Here is a 20,652-nt window from a genome sequence, read left to right as displayed (position 1 = left end):
ACATAGAAATACCAAAATACTTAAACGATCTGACAGGAAGGTGAAAGTGTGACAACCGTAAAAAATACGAACGATCATACAACCCCTTTACGCCGGGATATCCATGCTTTAGGGAAAATGCTTGGGAATATCCTTGTCCACCATGGCGGAGAGGAACTTTTGAACAAAGTAGAGACTATTCGACAACTTACTAAAGACCTAAGAAAGAGTCCGGATAAATCAACATACAGTCAATTAAAGAATGAAATTCAGAGCCTCGAACCTCCTATGCGCTCGCAAGTCATCCGCGCATTTTCAATTTATTTCCACCTCGTAAATATCGCTGAGCAAAACCACCGCATTCGCCGCAGACGCGAATATCAACTACGTGAAGACCATGGAGCTCAACCGTTCTCTCTTGAGAGTGCTGTATTGAACTTGAAAAAGAACAATTTCTCTAAAGATGTTATTCAGGATGTTCTTAACCAGCTCTCCCTTGAATTAGTAATCACCGCCCACCCAACTGAGGCAACAAAACGGACCGTGTTGGAAATTCAAAAGCGTATTGCAACAATTTTAAAACAGCTCGACCACCCGCAGTTGACTAGAAGCGAACGCGAAAGTCTTCAGGACAGCCTACAGAACGAAGTTACTGTTCTCTGGCAGACTGATGAACTTAGAGAACGTAAACCGACGGTAATGGATGAAGTAAGAAATGGCCTATATTATTTTGACGAGACCTTGTTTGACGTCCTGCCTGATATTCATCAGGAATTGGAAAATCGATTAGAGGACCATTACCCAAATGAGGATTGGCATGTGCCGAATTTCCTTCGTTTCGGCTCCTGGATTGGTGGAGATCGTGATGGAAACCCAAACGTAACTCCAGAAATCACTTGGCAGACCCTGCAGAAACAAAGAAAACTTGTTTTGAAAAAATATGACCATGCTTTAGTCGAACTAATGAAGCGCTTCAGCCATTCTTCTACTCAAGTTACTGTCTCGAATGAACTGTTACAATCCATCGAAAAAGAAGAAGCTAAGCTCCCTAAAGGTAAAAAGTGGCGCGTGGACTGCGAAATTTACCGCCGTAAATTTGCGATTATCCTGGAAAGATTACGTCACGTTGGCCAGTCTGAATTCGGCTATACGGATGCTGATGAGCTTCTTCATGATCTACGTCAGGTCCGGGATAGCGCGCAGACTCACCAGCCAAACCGCGGAGAATTGAAAAAGCTTCGTAAATTAATTCGACAGGTAGAAATGTTCGGTTTTCACCTGGCTACTCTCGATATTCGAAACCACAGTGGTGAACATGAATCAGCTGTAACAGAATTACTACGAAAAGTGGGCATTGAAAACGATTATTCTTCCTTATCGGAAGAGAAAAAGCTGGAAGTCCTAAAGAACATTCTTAAAGATCCCCGTCCTATTTCACTATTGAACGAGGATTACTCTGAGTCTACTCAGGAAATGCTGAACGTTTTCCAAATGATTAGAAAAGCACACATCGAATTCGGCAAGCGTTCCATTGAAGTTTATTTAATCAGTATGACAGAATCAGCCAGTGACTTGCTTGAGGTCCTTGTCCTCGCTAAAGAAGCAGGCATCTATCGACTTCACGCCGATGGAACCGTTGAGAGTAATTTGAATATTGCTCCTTTACTAGAGACTGTTGACGACCTTGTTGCAGGCCCTGAAATTCTGAAATCGTTATTTGAAATGGATGTTTACAGCAAACACTTGAGTAAGCGCGGCAACCATCAAGAAATTATGCTCGGATATTCGGACGGAAGTAAAGATGGTGGTACGTTAACCGCAAACTGGCGTTTGTATAAAGCACAGCAGGAAATTCATGAAATGGCTCGTGAATACAACGTTGGTTTGAAGTTCTTCCACGGTCGTGGAGGATCACTCGGCCGAGGCGGTGGGCCTTTGAACCGAAGTCTGCTTTCCCAACCTGCAGAAACGCTGGGTGAAGGTGTGAAAATTACTGAGCAAGGAGAAGTCTTGTCTTCCCGCTACTTGCTGCGTGATATTGCCTATCGAAGTCTTGAACAAGCAGCCTCCACCCTGGTGGAAGGTGCAGCAAATGTTTCACAGGAATCAGAACAGGCACATCACAGGGAAGATGCATGGGAACAAGCACTGGAAGACATATCAGAAGTGTCCTTAAAGAAATACCAAAACCTGGTATTTGGAGATGGAGATTTCTTAACTTACTTTAACGAAGCAACACCATTGCAGGAAATCAGTGAACTAAATATAGGTTCTCGTCCTATGAAGCGTAAAGACAGCTCAAAATTTGAAAACCTGAGAGCGATTCCCTGGGTGTTCGCATGGACGCAAAACCGCCAGCTGCTTCCAGCCTGGTATGCTTCTGGGTCTGGTCTTTCCAGTTATGCAGATAAGAGTGTGGAAAATTTGGAGCAGTTAAAACAAATGTACCAAAACTGGCCTTTCTTCCGTTCAACCATTAACAATCTGCAAATGGCTCTGACGAAAGCGGATATACAAACCGCTAGTGAATATAAGGCTCTCGTTAATGATAAGGAAATTGGTGACCGTATATTCCAGACTATTGTAGAAGAGTATGATCGGACTAAGGAAATACTGCTTAAGATCACCGGGGATGCAGAACTGCTGGATCACCAGCCGACCATTAAAGAATCCGTCAGGCTGCGTAATCCTTATGTCGATCCTTTAAATTTCCTCCAGGTTGAATTAATTAAAGAACTCCGCGATGTTGAAAGTAATGATCAGAACATCCTGACAGAAGTACTTCTAACAATCAGCGGAATAGCTGCCGGCCTGCGTAACACAGGTTGAATCACAAACAAAAATGATTATGAAGCTGCTGGTTTTCCAGCAGCTTTTTCATTTGATTTATATTCTTCATGCAGCCTTTGTGCTGCTATGATTGGAGCATATGTCCGGCTGAAACTCAAAAGGTCAGATGAATTACCTGCAGGAAAGCAGGTGGTTTTTTGGCCCCACCAAATACTCAGCTGACGGAAATATTACCTCAAACTTAATTCTTCAATGATCCTTTCTTTTCTTCGTAAAACCATAATAAATGACCAGCATTAACCTTTAATAGAGCAAAACCAATAAATAAACCGCGTCCTTTAAATAGCCCTCACTTCCTCTCATTATTTCTTATCTTTAGGACATAGTAAGACAGATACCACATAAAGTGAGGGATTTATTATGATTAGTATCCTTATTGGACTCGGTTTACTTATGCTTTTAGCTTACCTGGGCTGGTCAATCATCTGGATTGCACCACTCGTTTCCGGAGTTGTAGCGATTTTAAGTGGCATGGATATTCTTCCTGCCTACACCGACACGTATATGAAGGGGTTTGTAGATTTTGCCAAAGACTACTTTCCAATTTTCTTGTTTGGTGCGATTTTCGGAAAATTAATGGAAGACACTGGTGCAGCACAATCAGTGGCACATAAAATCTCAAGTGTCATCGGTAAAAAAAGGGCAATCCTGGGAATGCTCCTTTCAGCAGCTATTCTAACCTATGGTGGAGTAAGCTTATTTGTTGTTGTATTTGCTGTTTATCCACTCGCTGTTGCTATGTTTCGCGAAGCTAATGTTTCGAGAAAGCTAATTCCCTCCACATTTGTTCTTGGAGCTTTTACTTTTACGATGACAGCTACACCGGGTACACCACAAATACAGAACATTATTCCAATCAATACTTTTAAAACAGATACGATGGCAGCTCCGATTCTGGGCATTGTTGCTGCACTAATTATGGCTGTGGGCGGTTACTTCTATCTGAAATTCCGTGAGAAACAACTGATTAAAAATGAGGAAAAATTCACGGAACCTGAAGGAGATAACCAAGTAAAAAGTGTGAATGAAGACGAACTTCCAAACTGGATTTTATCAACCATTCCTCTTGTTGCCGTTGTTGGAACCTTAAATATTTTTGACATCAGCATACTCGCATCTCTATTGATAGGGATCATTCTTATCATGATTTTCAATTGGAGATACTATAAAGAGTTTATCGGCGCCATTAATGGCGGAGCCTCTGGTTCTGTTATGGCCACTATTAATACAAGCGCAGCTGTAGGTTTTGGAACAGTCGTTACGGCCTCACCTGGTTTTGATACCGTTAAAGACCTTATCTTCAGCATTCCACTAAGCCCTTACTTTTCAGAAGCTTTTGCTGTGCAGCTACTTGCGATGATCACAGGATCTGCGTCTGGAGGAATGGGAATTGCTTTGGAGGCTCTTGGCCAGGAGTACTATGATATTGCCGTCAATCAGGGCTTGAGCTTAGAGGCTTTCCATCGAATTACATCCGTAGCGTCTGGAGCTTCGATCCTCCCGCATAACGGAGCCTTACTCACATTGTTTACAGTTACCGGCCTTACCCACAAAGACTCTTATAAAGATATTTTCGTTGTTGGGCTGTTGATTCCAATGATTGCAACAATTGCGATCATCTTCCTTGCCATGATGGGAATTAACTAAATAAAGAAACAGGTGCTCTTAATAGAGACCTGTATTTCTTTTGAGCGGGCATAAAGACTGGATAAAATTACACAAAAAAAGCCTCGCATATATGCGGGGCTTTTTCTCGTTGACTACTGAACCGTGTATCCACCATCAATGACAGCTGCCTGCCCTGTAATACTTTTTGCTTTCTCACTAACAAGGAAAATAGAGTAGTCGGCAATTTCCTGCACTTGGAGCAGTCGTTTTTGAGGTACAAGCGGATAAATAACCTCTTCGAGAGCTTTTTCCTTTTCAATATTTCTTGTATTAGCAAGATCCTCTAATTGATTTTGGACGAGTGGCGTATCTACATAGCCGGGACAGATAGCATTAACGGTAACACCGTGATCCGCTCCTTCCAGGGCTGCTACTTTTGTAAGACCGATGACACCGTGCTTAGCGCTGTTGTAACCAGCTTTACCAGCAAAACCAATCAGTCCATTAATAGACGCCATATTTAAAATACGTCCATATCCCTGCTCCTTCATATGTGGAAAGGCATGTTTAATACCAAAGAAAGGACCTTTCAACATGATATCCAGAATAAGTTCATACTTTTCACTTGGGAATTCTTCTATAGGTGCTACGTGTTGTATCCCTGCGTTGTTGACCAGAATATCAATACGACCAAACTTACTAACCGTTTCTTCAATCGCATTTTTCACATCTTCTTCCTTGGCAACGTTAGCAACGACACCTTCTACTGTGTGTCCCTGGGATCTAAGCTCCTCAACAGACTTATTTAACGTCTCTTCGTTAATATCATTTAACATAACTTTCGCGCCAGCTTTAGCGAATTCCGTTGCAATTTCCAACCCGATTCCTTGACCGGATCCTGTAATAAGGGCAGATTTTCCTTCTAACATGAATATTCCTCCTTAAAATAAGCACTCTCTCATTAATCTGCCCTTATTTTCAAATTAATGCACAAAAAAGCTCAGCTTTTTTGCAGCTGAGCAATCATGCTTAATATAATTTTCCCTGCCGATACATAATAGTGGAAAGTTTCATAACCGAGTGAATATAACAATTCTGACGAAGCGGAAAAGGATCACTGAAAAACTGTGGCAGGATTGTATCCATCGTCCCTTTCATCTTGTCAAAAAGCCGCTTGAATACTTCATCTTCGGTTAAAAATTGAGCTTCCCTTCCCTGCACCCATTCATAATAGGAAACAATAACTCCCCCGGCATTTGCTAAAATGTCTGGTACGATTAATACTCCCTTATCAGCTAAGTACTTATCTGCTTCTTCTGTTATCGGCCCGTTCGCACCCTCCACAATCAACTTCGCTTGAATATCCTCCATATTTTCATTATGGATTTGGTCTTCAAGTGCAGCTAAAATTAACACATCTACATCCAGAGTTAGCAAATCATCCCGCTCTTTTACATCGGCATTAATATCATGGTGCCTTAACTCTTCTTCTGAAGCGGGAAGATCCCCGTCGTTATCTTTGGTGTACTGCACCAGCCCCGGAATATCAAGACCATCCTCATTGTAAAGCATGACGCCGGCATCACTTACAGCGACAACTTTATTCTGAAGATCATCACATTGATACGCTTCAAGTGCAGCAACTGAACCAAGGTTTCCAAACCCTTGTATCGCAATTTTTAACTTTTGGTCTGAGTGATCTAAAGCTGTATGTGCAAACCTGTTCTCTGTTTCCCCAAGCCATTTCTTATTCTCCTTCACAAAATCATGCATCATGTACCGGAAAGTAAAATAAACACCCTTCCCGGTAGATTCTCTCCTTCCGAGAGAACCACCATTCACAATACTTTTCCCTGTAAAACTGTTCCGATATGGCTCTCCAGGGTGAATATTTTTAAATTCTCCCATCATCCAGTCCATTTCACGTTCCCCAGTCCCTACATCTGGTGCTGGAATATCTTTATCAGGTCCTAAAATATCATTAAAATACTGTACATATTTCTTACAAATTAAATTAAGTTCTTTCACGCTGTACTCTTTAGGATTGATGACAACTCCTCCCTTACCGCCTCCGAAAGGAAGTTCATGTAAAGCATTTTTTAAAGTCATCAACTTAGCAAGATTTGCAACTTCTTCCTCATTAACCGACTCATGAAATCGAATCCCACCTTTATAAGGACCAACCGTGTCACTATGCTGAACACGAAAAGCGGGCACGCGTACAATGGTCCCATTTTCAAGAGCTACTCGTAAAAAGGATTTATGTACGTGATTGGGTGTAGAAAGTAGAGCAACTAAGGATTTGTATGCCTGCTCCCGCGTTTGCGATTTCAGGTCAGGAAGAAATTCTTCATCTTCCATAATGGCTTTTAAAGATTCTTCGATAATTGTTTGTTGTCTTTGCATAAACGAATCCCCCATTCTAATGGTTTGGTTCTATGAGTTTTTTACTACTTAAAATACCCATACCCCAAATGCTCCACGTGAAACGTTTTCATGAATGATAAAGAAAAACTCCCCGGGATACCCGGGGAGTTTTCAATCCAGCATTTATCCTAATATATTGTAACCAGAGTCTACATAAACAATTTCTCCCGTCACGCCTCGTGACAAGTGACTCATCATAGCTAAAGACATGTCTCCTACTTCTTCTTGAGTCACGTTCTTTCTAAGTGGCGATGTTTCTTCTATTTTGTGTAGAATTTCGTTAAAACTCGGAACACCCTTGGCTGCCAGCGTGCGGACAGCTCCAGCAGAAATAGCATTCACACGAATACTGTGCTGCCCAAGTTCTGCAGCAAGGTAACGAACCGTTGCTTCAAGGGAAGCTTTGGCCACTCCCATAACATTATAACCTTGTACAACTCTTTCTGCTCCAAGATAACTCATTGCAATCATAGCCCCACCTTCGGTCATATAGGGCTGACTGGCTTTAGCGACAGCAACGAGGGAATAAGCACTTGTATCCTGTGCAAAGGAAAAACCTTCTCTTGATGTATCAACGAAACCTCCTTTTAAATCCTCCGCATGAGCAAAAGCAATGGAATGACAAACACCATGGATGACTCCTACTTTTTCTCCAATGGTTGTAAACGCCTGCTGAATACTTTCATCACTATTAACATCACATTGGACGATGGCTTTCGCTTCTAAACCATCCTCTTTCAATAACTTCTCCAATTTTGTAAAACTTCGTTCTTTTCTATATGTAAAAATAACGTTAGCTCCCGCTTGATAAAGCGATTTTGCAACTCCCCATGCGAGACTTCTTTTATTTGCGACGCCCATGACGACGACATTTTTATTTTTCATCTGTAATATATCTTCCATAGTGACCTCCAAATGTTTCAATTCTGTTTTTTATCTTATCATAATGAAACCCTTGCATCTTCATACATAAATAGTTTCAAATAATATTTTTGTTTCTCATCGCTTATGTCTTTACCTCTGACGGCTTCCGGGTTTCAACAATAATAAACCAGACAATCCTAAACCTCTATTAAGCTCCACATTCAGAGAAGGTCAAAGTTTCCCTTTTACTTTTTCCCGCTCCAGTATGCTCCGTCTTCCATATGGGCGAAAGGCAGATCAGTATCGACCTCGCCATAAATTTTAGCTTGTGAGAGGTCCTCTTTTTCCAGCCACTTTGCAAAATCAAATGACACCGGATCCTGATCTCCCCCGAGAGCAAACAAAGCTTTCATTTCCTGAGGGAGATATCCGGATGTATGAATGGTACCTGCCCAGTTGCTGTAAAGTTTCGAGAACACTCCCTGATCTGTATCGTTCATAAGACGAAAGGCATCATAGGAACTTTTTATATGAGGACGTTTCGTGTTAATAGCATCCATTCGTTTCATAGAGTCAACAAGGTGGTTGCGATTTTCTTTCGTCATAATTTCAAAATGATTTGTACAGACATTGGACTCTCTCACTTCAACACCTCTTGGTGAAGCTTCGACAATGTATGTACGGTTACTCCGATCATACACAGTATAACTGAAGGAATGGCGGTGCGGAATTTCGCGCAGCATATCCACAGCCTCTTGGACGTTCGAACAAGACTCCAGAATTAAACGACCAATCATACAGCAGATAAATCCGTTTCCCGGACGTTTACGGTGCATAAAATTATATCCCATTACAAGTCCTTTTTCATTCATACCATCCATCCGTCCCGTAATTCTCTGGGTCGGTCCGATGATGCTGTAACCTTGATCGGTAGGCTGAAAAAGACTGTACCTTCCTTCGTAGGTTTTAGGCATGTAGTCATAATTTCTAATAAAGTATCCATCCCCTGTCATAATGGAACAGCCACTCTGTTTATAATCAATTCGATAACCACCAAACTCCATCATGACACGTTCCATCGGCCATTCCAAAGCATCACGAATACCAAGAAGTTCATCCCACACCCCAGGAGCAAATCGAGTAATCGCTTCTTTAACTTCCCTTTCCTCTACAGTAAACCGCGGCTTTCGCACACGCCACTGTTTTTCACGATTTTGAACGGTCCAGGAGTCTTTTAATAATTTCCCCTGATAAAAACCAAACTCATAATGACTCCCACGGAACTGTAAAATGTTGCTATGTATTTGTTTCATAACTGCGTCCTTTCTGTGCTGCATGTAATGTGTTTAATTTACCACGTTTTCCTCATGATAATAAAGCATCTCTTTTTTTTCCTCTTTTCATATTTTGATGATGAAACGCCGCATTTTAAATCATATAGATGCTCTGATACAGAGGAAATGCTTAGTTTGTATAGTTTTCCATTGTTTTTTTTGGTACTCTAAAGATGGTGAGAATTCAGGAAACGCTTACGAAAAAACAACTTTCCTTATATTAGGAATTGATCTTATACAAGGTGGTGGAACAAAGTGAAAGAAGTCGTTATTTTGGGAGGCGGCTATGGCGGAATGAATACGTTACATGGTCTGCTCGACAATTTACCAGAGGACGTACATATTACTGTTATAGACCGCAATCCTTATCATTCATTAAAAACTGAGTTTTACACTATTGCCGCAGGAACCGAATCCGATCGACATGCCCGTGTCGATTTCCCTACCCATGAACAAGTGGATTATGTCTTTGATGAAATTGTAAAGATTGATCCAGAACAGGAAGAAATCATTGTCAAAGGTGGAGTTGAAAATATCCCCTATGACTACCTGCTCATTGGACTCGGATGTGAAGACAATTATCATGGAATTGAAGGCGCACGTGAGTTTACAGAAAGTGTCCAAACCTTCTCTAAATCCAGAAGTGCAGGCTTTTCTATCAATAACCTCGGTGCATATGGAAAGATTACCGTCGTCGGGGCGGGCTTAAGCGGCATTGAAGTTGCCTCAGAAGTTCGTGAGAGCCGACCAGATTTAAACATTCGTCTGCTTGATCGAGGCGATACAGTCCTGAAGGCTTTCGATTCAAAAATTCAGGAATACGTCGAAAAATGGTTTAAAGACAATCAAGTGGAAGTCATTCATGGGGCCAACGTTGAGTATGTCGAAAAAGATGGTGTCTGTAATAATGGTGTCTGCTATCTTAACGATGTAACCGTCTGGACAGCAGGGGTACGCCCCAACTATTTGGTACGTGAACTCCCATTTGAAAAGGATGACCAGGAGAAGATTATAATCAATGATTTTTATCAAGTTCCTTCCCACCAAAACGTCTATGTCGTTGGAGATTGTGCATCTTCTGAATATTCTCCAAGTGCTCAGCTGGCTGGTCAGCAAGGAGAAAAGGTGGCAGAAGTCCTTCTTGCCGTTCTCCATGGACGGGTGCCGGAACGCCCAGGCTCCGTTAAACTGAAAGGTGCTCTGGGATCACTTGGTAAAAATGATGGATTCGGTAATATGTTACAAAAACCAATGACTGGTGTTCTGCCCCGACTCGCAAAATCAGGCGTTTTATGGCTTAGTAAGCGGCACTAAAAAAGATCGATCACATAGGTTATGTGATCGATCTTTTCTATACAAGTGACTTTTCTAATAAGCCCCCAAGATATCTTGCAAGCTCAAGCATGCCATATTGACCAGCTTTTGACTCTGCTTCTGAATTATAATTCGTATTTGTATTTACATCGTAGGTGTACAAATTCCCATCGCTGTCCTGAATCGCTTCAATTCCTGCCACTTGAACGTTATTTTCATTTAAAAACTGTTCGTACTTCTCAATGATATCTGGTTTGTAATTTTGCAGGATCTCTAACTTTGCCCTTGGTGCCTCCTGCTTTTGTGCATCTGTCGGACAATAGAGATCTTCAATGGAACAAGCATCTGCAGGACACAATTCGAACCCTTCAGACGTATCTACTCGCACGCCATAAACAAACTTTCCACCCACAAATTCATGGCGGACAATAAAGGGCTCTGGAGCTTCTATATACTGCTGAATAAGTGTTATTCCATCAACAGGTTCTTCAAAGGAAGGACCATACAAGTATTCCCGCAAAGCTTCTGTTGAATGAAAGAGCTGAACACCCTGGCCTTTACCTGCCCGATTATGCTTGGTAATAAACGATTTCATCCCCAGCTGTCGTGCAGCTTCTAAAATATTGTCTTTACCTACAGCCGTGATGGTCTTTGGTGTTTCAATTCCTGCTTGATTCAGGGCCATATATTGATTCACCTTGCTTACTTCAAGCCTAAGTGCCCGGCTTCCATTGACGACTGTACGCTTATGACGTTCCAACCATGCAAGAACTGCCTCAGTATATTCAGGAGCATAACGGTGGTTTCTTGTATGACTGGAGGCACTAATGCGGTTATAGAAAACTCCCTCAGGTGGTTCACTCGTTAAATCTAAAGTCCCTTGATCGAGATGCCAAAGTTCATAAGGAAGGTTTAATTGTTCTAAACGCTGGGTCAAATGATCGGTCCATTCGTCATTTTCATGAAGTACATATATTTTGCTCATCGAACCGACTCCTTTCTGATAAGTCTATATTTATATCTTATCATAATATTCCGATGAGGTTACTAGGCAATAATTAAATGCCTTTTATTATCGTTACCTGATAAAAAATAATCACCCTCCTTTTATGGAAGGTGATTATTTTTATCCAGCTTTTGGTGTGATAATTTTCGTGTCTTTATTCACTTTGTGTTTCACTACCTGCCAGACAAACCATGTGAAGACGACCGTCCAAATGACAGCGCCTAATATCATGGATATGGAATACTCTAAACCAAATCCTTCAGGAGCATAGAATATATAGGTGCTCACGACGGCTGTCATAAATAATGCAGGAACACTGCAGATCCAGTGGAATTTTTGGTTCTTCAACAGGTACATAGCCGCTGTCCACAACATAACCGTTGCCACAACCTGATTAGACCAACCTACATAACGCCAAAGGAAGCTGTAATCCATTTGAGTCAATAAAAATGTCGGAACAGCCACAGGCAGTGCAAATAAGACAGGCGTCCATTTTCCTTTTAGTTCTTTATCCGTAAACTGCTTCACCAGATCGACCAGCATCATTCTGGAAGAACGCATAGCTGTGTCTCCTGTCGTGATTGGCAGAATAATTACGCCAAGGACAGCCAGAACCCCGCCAAACGTTCCTAGTGTCGTACTGCTGATTTCATTAATTACACCGGCAGGTCCACCTGCATCAAGCGCCGTCTGCAAAGCTCCTGTACTTCCGAAGAAAGTCATTCCGGCTGCTGCCCAGATTAAAGCAATAATCCCTTCTGCCACCATAGCTCCGTAAAACACTTTTCTTCCTTCACTCTCTTTTTTCAAAGTACGGGCGAGAATTGGACTCTGTGTACAGTGGAATCCAGAAATAGCTCCACAGGACACCGTCACCATAAGCATCGGCCACACAGGCAGTTCTTGAGGATGCAGGTTACTTAAAGTCAGGTTGGGGATGGAATGATCGAAAAAGAACAAACCGATTCCGATAGACACAGCCATAAAGATGAGAACAGCCCCGAAAATCGGATAGATTCTCCCAATTATTTTATTGATCGGCAGCAATGTAGCTAATAGAAAATAAGCAAAAATGATAACGATAGATGTTAAAAATCCAAGTGGCGTTACTTCTGCCATTAATTGAGCAGGTCCAGCAGTAAATGCCGCAGCGACTAAAATCATCAATCCGATGGAAAGCAGATTAATAACAGATCGAACAGGCTTTCCTAAATATTTTCCAACTAACCCAGGGAATTGTTCTCCTTTATGACGCAGGGAAAGCATTCCTGAGAAATAGTCATGTACAGCTCCTCCAAAAATTGTTCCAATTACAATCCATATAAATGCAACCGGGCCGTAAAGGGCTCCCATAACCGCACCGAATATAGGACCAAGCCCAGCGATATTCAGCAGTTGGATTAAACTCGCTTTCCACCAGCTCATCGGCATATAGTCAAATCCGTCATTGTTTTCATAAGCAGGTGTCGGGGTATGGTCATTGATGACGAAAATTCGTTCAACCACCTTTCCATAAACGAGATATCCGACGATAAGTAAAACAATTGATGCGATAAATGTGATCATCGCTGAGCCTCCTTTCAAAATTGAATGTAAGGAGTATTCTATCGGTTGATTTGTCGAATAACAACCCATTTTCTGAATATTTATTTTTTTATCTTTTTTTTCTTGAATATAAACCGTTTACAAGGGGGTTAAGGTTATTAAAAAGAGGAAAAAGAACCGCAAATGACCTCCCGACATCTCATTTGAATTTTACTAATAAAGACGGATGTGAAAATATAGAAGAATACAAAAAAGCCTTCTACAAAATGTAGAAGGCTGAAATCCTATAGTAAACCTGTCACCCTATAGAAATGGTTAAGTTTCCCGCAGTCGATTCGATTGCCAGGGTGACATTACGATAAAACTACCACATAAACGTTGAAGGTTCAAGCCGCTAAGCTCGAATTAGGATTGACTTGAACAAGGATAGCTTTCTTGTTCTCTAAAGCGATTCAAAAGGTCATCCAATTCTTGGGATATACGTAAAAGCTCTGTATCTTCTGAGTTTTTATTGTGAATCTCATACATACGTAAGCGTAGTTCTTCTATTTGCTCTTCTAATCGGTTTTTGTAGTCCATCATTCCAACTCCCTCTCACGTCAATTACCCTTATAGGCAAAGGATAAACAACTATTTCTTCAGATCATATATTTTCCAAATAAATGTGTTTACTAAGCTCACTGACATAACTCAAACATATCTCAATTGTCTGTTCACGGGTAATCTGTCCTGCAATATTTTTATCGGATCACTTCTTTTTAACATTAATTTTCCCCTATTCTTCTTAACTGTTTTCCTAAAAGAAAGAATTTCTTATTTCGATGAATCATGATACGATTTAAAAAAATCTACATACAAGGAGAGAGAGCTATGTTTACACCTATATCTACCGATAAAGCCCCTGGTGCCATCGGCCCTTATTCTCAAGCCGCTGACCTTGGAAATCTTGTCTTTATTTCCGGACAGATCCCTTTAGACCCTGCATCTATGGAATTCGTATCCGAGGATGTTACCGAACAAACAAAGCAGGTGATGGAAAATATTCACGCGATCCTTAAGGAAGCGGGGCTTACATTTCAAAACGTCGTTAAGATGAATATCTATTTAGCATCCATGGATGATTTTTCTTCCGTGAATGAAGTATATGCAAGCTACTTAAGCGAACCATACCCTGCACGGGCAGCTGTTGAAGTGAGTAAGCTCCCTAAAGGAGCCAAAGTTGAGATTGAAGCCACTGCGTTAAGAGGATAAAGAACAATTTATCTTTCAGTTTATTTTAATCTTATGCCAGTAAATGAAAAAGCAGAGCCGCTTCCAGGCTCTGCTTTTTGTCAGTCTTCATCTTTTATATCGGGATCTTCAGGAATTGGTTCATTCAGATATTCCTGAATCATTGCCCGGTACTTCTCCATCTGTTCCCAGTGATTTTTAAATTGATTTTTATTAATAAGTATTTGGTTTCCATCATTCAATTTCTTTATTTTATTATGATGGGCCAGATGCTCTACATACTCTTTAGGTACTTCCAGATATTCAGCAGTTTCTTTAATCGTTAAATACACCTGTATCATCCTTTTTATTTCTTCATCATACCACGTCTTTAAAAAAAGTTCGTTTCTTTTTACAGAGACAAGGGAAAAGAGGGAATACAAAATCTAAACGCAAAGTGAGTGTGATGATCTAATGGCTTCTTCAGTAACATCAAGCAACACAGATGTAGATCAAGCGAAAGAAGAAATTAAACCCTGGGTACGAAGATTGGGACGTGTCGGCTTTATGGCTAAAGGAACCGTCTATACGTTAATCGGAATTCTTACCTTTATGGCGGTTATCGGTGTAGGCGGCGGTAAAACGACAGGTACACAAGGTATGTTCCGGACGGTTGCTCATGTTGCTTTCGGGGAAATTATTCTCTGGATCATTGGTGTTGGACTCATTGGGTATATTCTCTGGTTGTTAGTAAAAGCAGTTCTTGATCCAAAGAATTATGGAGCAGACGCAAAAGGTATCATCACAAGAATTGGCTATTTTGTTGGAGCCATCATTTATGGAGGTATTGCGTATAACGCAATCAAGATCGCAATGAATGCTGGATCCAGCGGAGGCGATTCAAAACAAACGCTTTCCGCCAAGCTGCTATCCCAGCCTTTCGGACAATGGCTGGTGGGGCTTGTAGGTGTGATTGTTATCGGTTATGCCGTTTACGAATTCTACCAAGGAAGTACAGGACGGTTTATGAAGAACTTCCGAATGGGCGAAATGGAACAGCATAAACAAAAAGTAGCTAAAAATGCCGGGCGGTTTGGTCTTTCAGCCCGCGGGATTGTACTTGGATTAATCGGTTTCTTCTTCATCCGCACCGCTCTTACAGCCAACCCGGAAGATACGAAAGGCCTGGATGGTGCTTTATCTGAAATATCTCAACAGCCTTTCGGCCAGATCCTTCTTGGTATCGCGGCTGTAGGCCTTATCCTTTATGGAGTGTATCAAATCATTCGCGGTCGTTATAATCGCATGAATTTCGGTAAAAAATAATGCAGATAAAAAAGCCTTTCCCTGTAGGGAAAGGCTTTCGATTTTTGTCGCGAATATACCGACGACCACATTCGTCGTTTAGCTTCACGAAAGAAGCATGTACTTCGTCTTACACAAACAGCTCATCGCCAATCAAGTATACCACTTTTACCACTTCAGGTGCAAGACTATGTTTGCACGAAGTACCTTGTGCTATACTATGTCTACGAAAAACATCAGGAGGATCCTATGCTTACATTTGAAGAAAAACGCTCAATTATTGAAGAGTTTCCAGAATTAGATAAAAAAGAAATATCTCTTGGCCGTATCAATTACCACTTTGAAGAAAGTCAGTACGATAAAAAAATCGTTGTCTACCGTCTACACCCGAATGGTAATGGTTTCATTTATGCCGGTGAAATTGAAGACTATCCTACAGATGACCGGGGGATGGTCAATATAAAAGACTATAGTGCAGAAGACTTACGCGAATTGCTGCGCGCTTCCATTGAATCCCTCTCCCTCTCCCCTGCAGAGAAAAATCCTGTAATGGAGGAATGGTTAAATGCATATGACCAGGCGCTGGTCCTTATGAGGGAGGAAGACGGATACAACGTCTATGCAGATGAACAGCTTGAAGGAACATTTAATTCTTATAAAGAAGCGGTAAACTTTTTAGAGCAGGAAGGATTTAACCGCCTGTAAATAAAACAGGATAACCCTTGGCCTCTTACCTAAGAGTCGTTGATTACGACTCTTTTTTTATTACACTTTTTTCCTCCCGGGCATACGCTGTAAAAAAGGAGGAAGTTGTATGTACATGCACCCATATTTTAACCGCCGGTCCTCATCAGGTCTTTCAATTATACTCTCTTATGGCTATGGGGATGTTAATGGAGACTTTATTAAAGATCAGGTTTTCCTGGTTGGGCAGAAAACTCAAGATTCACCTTATACGACCAACATTACTTTGGTCATCCAGGACGGTGTAACGAATCAATTCTATCAGGTTCCTTTGAAAACGAATACGGGATATCAACCACGCCTTTTCCTGGGAGACTTCACAGGCAATGGAGTTGAGGATATTCTCATCAGCATGGATTCTGGAGGAAGCGGTGGTTATGGATTTTACTATCTTTATTCTTTCCTAAACAATCAACCCACCCTGTTATTTGATTATGAGTTGTTTGACGAGATTTTTCAGTATAGAGTGACTTATAAAGACCAATATAAAGTCGAGATCATCAATGAAACGCTCCAAAAATCCTTTATCATCGACCTTAGCAATCGTGACCCCGAATACCTTTCTGTTCTTTACAAGGAGGACGGAACTCTAAGAACACCTCTCCAAGGGTCTGTATCGTCATTAAACCAGCTTTATCCTGTGGATTTTAATGGAGATGGAATCTATGGCCTTTATACCATTCAGCGAATTATCGGGCAGTACAACGCGGATGAACTAGGACTTGTACAGACCCCTATGAATTGGAATGGTGAGGTGTTTGTCCCATTCTTGGATAATCAGTACGTGGCTGTTACAGGTCAAAATATTTAAATGTAACCTCTCTCCCCTCCCCCATTCGGGACACCAGAATGAAATCCAATGGCAAGGGGGACTCTTCTTACTTAAGATAAATGAATTTAATTCAATTTTTTTCACTAACACAAGAAAAAGAAGTTATATTGATATAAAATAAGGGTAATAAAAAATACTGCTTATGGAAGGAGAAAGATATGAAAAGTTTAAATAAACGCTTAGCCGAGTATTTTGAGAATAACCAGACCACTTTAGTAAACGAGCTGTTACCAAAAACGTTGGATCAATTAGAAATTGTCTACTCAGATAACGACTTAAACTATCACTTTGAGATGCTCCGCCTGCTGCTTGATCGTGTAGCAGAGAGTCTTTTACAGCATCCAGACGAAACAAACGCTGCAGAAATCGGTTATGATACAGAAAACTACCTCTATTCTCAAGGGGTTCTTCTTAAACAGACAGTGGACGTTCTCAGTGTCTTCCGCTTATCTTTAATGAAACATATGCGTAAGTCTGATCTAATTAAAGAAGCAAAGGTTGAAGAAGGATTTATTGTCACAGAAGAAGTCGTTTCTGCCTTTGATGCTGCCATTCGTGCCACAACGGAAAGCTACAACCGTACGAAAGAGCGTGAGCATGAAGAAATGGAAAGAAATTTAAATGCAGTTTCAACTCCTGTCGTTCTCATTGATGAGTTTCAGGCTGTACTGCCTCTTGTTGGAGAATTTTCTCCGGAACGGTTTGAGATAGTCAAAGATCATACATTACATAAAGTTAAAGAATATGGACTGCGGTTATTATTTATTGATTTTTCAGGTATCGCTACCTTTGATGATGTTTTTATAAACGACTTGTTTAATTTAACCAAAACGATTAAACTCCTCGGAACACGTACAGTCCTAACCGGAATCCGAACAGAAATGGCTATTGCCGCTATTCAATCAGAAATGGACTTTAAAGAGTTAGAGACGTTTAACGACCTTAAACAGGCTCTGCTTACAATTAACGACAGAGAATAGTAAGGAGCATTTTAGAATGATACGTACAGCTTTGCTAAGCCGATGGCACGTCCACGCTGATGATTATGCGGACCAAGCAGAAAATCACCCGGATGTATCCATAGTGACAATATGGGATGATGATGAAGAACGTGGAAAGGCATGGGCCCATGATCTCGGGGTTTCTTTTGAAGGGAATCTTCCCAAGGTTATGGCAGACCCTGATATCGATGCAGTTATTGTGACAAGCTCAACAGATCAACATAAAGATATCATTCTTCAGGCCGTACGCCATAAAAAGCATGTATTCACTGAGAAAGTGCTGGCTCTTACAAAAGAGGACCATGAGGAAATTGAGAATAGCATTGAACGGAACCACATTAAATTTATGATCTCTCTCCCTCGACTAACTTCCTCCTATCATTTATATACCCGTAAGATAATAGAAGAACATAAATTGGGAGATATAAATATGCTGCGCTGCCGGGTTGCTCATAATGGTGCAGTCCCTACCGAAAAACACCCGGAAGGCTGGCTTCCTGAACGCTTCTTTGATAAGCATACATGCGGGGGAGGATCTCTTGTAGATCTTGGTGCTCATCCAATTTATATGGCAAACAGCTTAGCTGGAAGCCCCATAGCAGTATCCGCACGACTGCACTCAATGATGAAACGAGGGGTTGATGACCATTCAACAGCCATAGTTGAATACGATTCTGGTGTTCTGGCTGTACTGGAATCAAGCTTTGTTTCGTCAGGGAGTCCTTTTCAACTCGAGATTTATGGTACAAAAGGTACAATCATGGTTGAAGGTGATCAGCTGAAAATTAAAAGTCAAAGCCACGGTATGGAGGAATGGACGTACCCCGAGCCCCCGTCTCCCTTAAGTTCTCCTTTTGATCAGTGGGTTGAAGATATCCTCAACGATATACCACCATCCATTACAATAAAGGATGCTGAGGCCTTAACGGTAGTGAATGAAGCTGCCGCAAAGTCTCACCTTAAAGGACAACGCATTACAATATAATAAAAAATGCCTGGTCATTTATAAATGATCAGGCATTTTTTTGAGTTTTATCCTCAAACCGTCTTTTTGGGAAAACGGAAAAGAATAGCAAGAACTCCTGATAATGCAAGAAGAATGGGATAAAAACAGAAAGGCACAATACTGACTGGTGATAGACCTGCAACACCGGCGACTGACAATATTTGCGCTCCGTACGGTAAAAGCCCCTGGACGGAACTGGAGAAAATATCTAAAATACTTGCTGATCGTTTAGAATCGATATGAAATTTCTCAGCAATCTGTTTGGCAAGGGGTCCTGCCGTAATAATTGAGATTGTGTTGTTTGCAGTGGATACGTTCACCGCACTGACTAGTCCAGCTATGCCAAATTCTCCGCCACGGCTTGAACGGGCTCCGCGACTGATACGATATAGTAAGAAATCGATTCCTCCATTTTTTCGTATCAATTCCACAAGACCTCCGAGAAGAATAACAACAAGAGATAACTCCTGCATCCCTGAAAAGCCATCACCAATAAGTGTGATTAATTTTAAACCGGAGAATTCACCTGTGAGTAAACCAATGATGCCGGCGAACCCTATTCCCCCCATCAGGACGTAAATCACATTGACCCCTATAATGGCAAAGACAAGAACACCAAGATAAGGGAGGACTTTTATTAATTCAAAAGAATAAGCATCTTGAGAAGCAACGGACTCCCCCAGGGTCATCACACCATAGATAACAGCAGTAATAATAGCGGCAGGAAGTACAATGAAGAAGTTTGCTTTAAACTTATCCTTCATTTCCGTTCCTTGTGTCCGGACAGCTGCAATGGTGGTATCCGATATGACCGACAAATTATCACCAAACATTGCACCACTGACAATGGCCCCCATCGTCAGTGCCGCGGCGACATCAATTTGTTCAGCTATGCCCACACCTATAGGAGCTAATGCCACAATCGTTCCAACAGATGTCCCCATCGAAATAGAGATGAAACAGGCAATAACAAATAGACCTACGATTAACAGGTTACCAGGCAGAACACTCAACCCTAAATTTACGGTTGAATCCACGGCGCCCATTCCATCAGCCACTGAGGAAAATGCTCCAGCCAAAAGGAAGATCACTACCATTAAGATGATGTTTGAATGCCCTCCTCCTTCCGTTAACTGCTGAAGCTTTGTTTGGAAATCTGTTTTTGGATTCATAAACAAGGCTGTCAGAATAGCTGCAAACAATGCGACTAAGACCGGCATTTGATAAAAATCTCCTGTCAGAATGCCAGACCCAATAAAAAGAAATATAAAAACACCGAAAGGAAGCAGTGCAAGTCCGTTCCCTTTATTAAGCGTATCTTTTCTCATAAAAACTCCTTCTTTCCACAATTTAAAAGCTCTTTCATACTCTACAACACATCGAGATCTACTATCAAGTGAATGTGTTCTAAATGGCAAAGGTGGTAAAGGGGGAAATGAAATAACAGTAGAAGAGAAACGTGCTGCTCGATAGAAGATGAAAAAAACTATCTCTCTGCAAAAAAACACCTACACTTAAATTTTTAAAAAGATATCAGCCATCCCCCCTTAAAAATCATTCACACAGACGAATGGTATAAACGTAATGACCTCTCCCTATTAAAATAAAGAAGCGTAGCTGATATTTCA

Annotated in this window: 18 protein-coding genes; 9 read left to right on the top strand and 9 right to left on the bottom strand. The window is 41.2% G+C overall.

All coding sequences use genetic code 11. From position 1 onward, the window contains the following. Positions 1 to 48: 48 nt before the first annotated feature. Together ppc and LC036_RS15520 are read left to right on the top strand one after the other, a co-directional pair. Positions 49 to 2,808, top strand: coding sequence for a phosphoenolpyruvate carboxylase (gene ppc / locus LC036_RS15525; protein WP_226584776.1), 2,760 nt, complete (start codon positions 49 to 51; stop codon positions 2,806 to 2,808). A 381-nt stretch (positions 2,809 to 3,189) separates the two neighbouring features. Then, positions 3,190 to 4,476 (top strand): GntP family permease, encoded by a 1,287-nt coding sequence (locus tag LC036_RS15520; protein ID WP_226584774.1) that lies wholly within the window; start codon positions 3,190 to 3,192, stop codon positions 4,474 to 4,476. A 113-nt stretch (positions 4,477 to 4,589) separates the two neighbouring features. On the opposite strand, the gene LC036_RS15515 is transcribed toward LC036_RS15520, so the two are convergent. From LC036_RS15515 to LC036_RS15500, 4 genes are all read right to left on the bottom strand, one after another. Next, positions 4,590 to 5,366, bottom strand: coding sequence for a 3-hydroxybutyrate dehydrogenase (locus tag LC036_RS15515; RefSeq protein WP_226584772.1), 777 nt, complete (start codon positions 5,364 to 5,366; stop codon positions 4,590 to 4,592). 100 nt (positions 5,367 to 5,466) lie between these two features. Beyond that, the gene (locus LC036_RS15510) at positions 5,467 to 6,843 is read right to left on the bottom strand and encodes a Glu/Leu/Phe/Val family dehydrogenase (RefSeq protein WP_226584771.1); all 1,377 of its coding nucleotides are present in this window, start codon (positions 6,841 to 6,843) and stop codon (positions 5,467 to 5,469) included. Between the two features lie 144 nt (positions 6,844 to 6,987). Continuing rightward, complete coding sequence (fabI, locus tag LC036_RS15505; RefSeq protein ID WP_264188398.1) at positions 6,988 to 7,767, bottom strand: enoyl-ACP reductase FabI; 780 nt, start codon at positions 7,765 to 7,767, stop codon at positions 6,988 to 6,990. 206 nt (positions 7,768 to 7,973) lie between these two features. After that, positions 7,974 to 9,041 (bottom strand): C45 family autoproteolytic acyltransferase/hydolase, encoded by a 1,068-nt coding sequence (locus LC036_RS15500; protein ID WP_226585222.1) that lies wholly within the window; start codon positions 9,039 to 9,041, stop codon positions 7,974 to 7,976. A gap of 276 nt (positions 9,042 to 9,317) precedes the next feature. Between LC036_RS15500 and LC036_RS15495 the strand changes: the two genes are divergently transcribed. Further along, positions 9,318 to 10,376, top strand: a complete 1,059-nt coding sequence (locus tag LC036_RS15495) for an NAD(P)/FAD-dependent oxidoreductase (RefSeq protein ID WP_226584769.1) — start codon at positions 9,318 to 9,320, stop codon at positions 10,374 to 10,376. 37 nt (positions 10,377 to 10,413) lie between these two features. Here the strand turns inward: LC036_RS15495 and LC036_RS15490 are convergent, their stop codons facing one another. The 3 genes from LC036_RS15490 to LC036_RS15480 form a co-directional block, all read right to left on the bottom strand. Continuing rightward, entirely contained in the window at positions 10,414 to 11,361 is a 948-nt protein-coding gene (locus LC036_RS15490; protein WP_226584767.1) for an ATP-grasp domain-containing protein, read from the bottom strand. A gap of 141 nt (positions 11,362 to 11,502) precedes the next feature. Continuing rightward, positions 11,503 to 12,948, bottom strand: a complete 1,446-nt coding sequence (locus LC036_RS15485; RefSeq protein WP_226584765.1) for a carbon starvation protein A — start codon at positions 12,946 to 12,948, stop codon at positions 11,503 to 11,505. A 384-nt stretch (positions 12,949 to 13,332) separates the two neighbouring features. Then, the gene (locus tag LC036_RS15480) at positions 13,333 to 13,509 is read right to left on the bottom strand and encodes an aspartyl-phosphate phosphatase Spo0E family protein (RefSeq protein ID WP_226584763.1); all 177 of its coding nucleotides are present in this window, start codon (positions 13,507 to 13,509) and stop codon (positions 13,333 to 13,335) included. 288 nt (positions 13,510 to 13,797) lie between these two features. On the opposite strand from LC036_RS15480, the gene LC036_RS15475 reads away from it, so the two are divergent. After that, positions 13,798 to 14,178: a RidA family protein gene (locus LC036_RS15475; protein ID WP_226584762.1), complete on the top strand. Its 381-nt coding sequence runs from the start codon at positions 13,798 to 13,800 to the stop codon at positions 14,176 to 14,178. 80 nt (positions 14,179 to 14,258) lie between these two features. Here LC036_RS15475 and LC036_RS15470 read toward each other — a convergent pair whose 3' ends face one another. Continuing rightward, the gene (locus tag LC036_RS15470; RefSeq protein ID WP_226584760.1) at positions 14,259 to 14,498 is read right to left on the bottom strand and encodes an excisionase family DNA-binding protein; all 240 of its coding nucleotides are present in this window, start codon (positions 14,496 to 14,498) and stop codon (positions 14,259 to 14,261) included. Positions 14,499 to 14,610: 112 nt separating this feature from the next. Here LC036_RS15470 and LC036_RS15465 point away from each other — a divergent pair, with 112 nt between their 5' ends. The 5 genes from LC036_RS15465 (at position 14,611) to LC036_RS15445 (ending at position 19,003) form a co-directional block, all read left to right on the top strand. Beyond that, on the top strand, positions 14,611 to 15,462 hold the full coding sequence (locus tag LC036_RS15465) for a DUF1206 domain-containing protein (protein WP_226584758.1): 852 nt from the start codon (positions 14,611 to 14,613) through the stop codon (positions 15,460 to 15,462). Positions 15,463 to 15,690: 228 nt separating this feature from the next. After that, on the top strand, positions 15,691 to 16,146 hold the full coding sequence (locus tag LC036_RS15460) for a hypothetical protein (RefSeq protein WP_226584756.1): 456 nt from the start codon (positions 15,691 to 15,693) through the stop codon (positions 16,144 to 16,146). A 109-nt stretch (positions 16,147 to 16,255) separates the two neighbouring features. Further along, positions 16,256 to 16,996, top strand: coding sequence for a VCBS repeat-containing protein (locus LC036_RS15455; RefSeq protein ID WP_226584754.1), 741 nt, complete (start codon positions 16,256 to 16,258; stop codon positions 16,994 to 16,996). Between the two features lie 179 nt (positions 16,997 to 17,175). Then, a complete protein-coding gene (locus LC036_RS15450) occupies positions 17,176 to 17,997 on the top strand; it encodes an STAS domain-containing protein (RefSeq protein WP_226584752.1) in 822 nt (273 codons plus the stop codon). A 16-nt stretch (positions 17,998 to 18,013) separates the two neighbouring features. Continuing rightward, positions 18,014 to 19,003 (top strand): Gfo/Idh/MocA family protein, encoded by a 990-nt coding sequence (locus LC036_RS15445; RefSeq protein WP_226584750.1) that lies wholly within the window; start codon positions 18,014 to 18,016, stop codon positions 19,001 to 19,003. A gap of 53 nt (positions 19,004 to 19,056) precedes the next feature. Here the strand turns inward: LC036_RS15445 and LC036_RS15440 are convergent, their stop codons facing one another. Next, positions 19,057 to 20,352, bottom strand: coding sequence for a Na+/H+ antiporter NhaC family protein (locus tag LC036_RS15440; protein ID WP_226584749.1), 1,296 nt, complete (start codon positions 20,350 to 20,352; stop codon positions 19,057 to 19,059). Positions 20,353 to 20,652: the final 300 nt, after the last annotated feature.

The organism is Halobacillus litoralis (assembly GCF_020524025.1).
GTDB classification, from domain to species: Bacteria; Bacillota; Bacilli; order Bacillales; family Halobacillaceae; genus Halobacillus; species Halobacillus litoralis_D.
The sequence above is the reverse complement of the archived record's forward strand: the minus strand, read 5'-3'. Positions and strand labels throughout refer to the sequence as shown.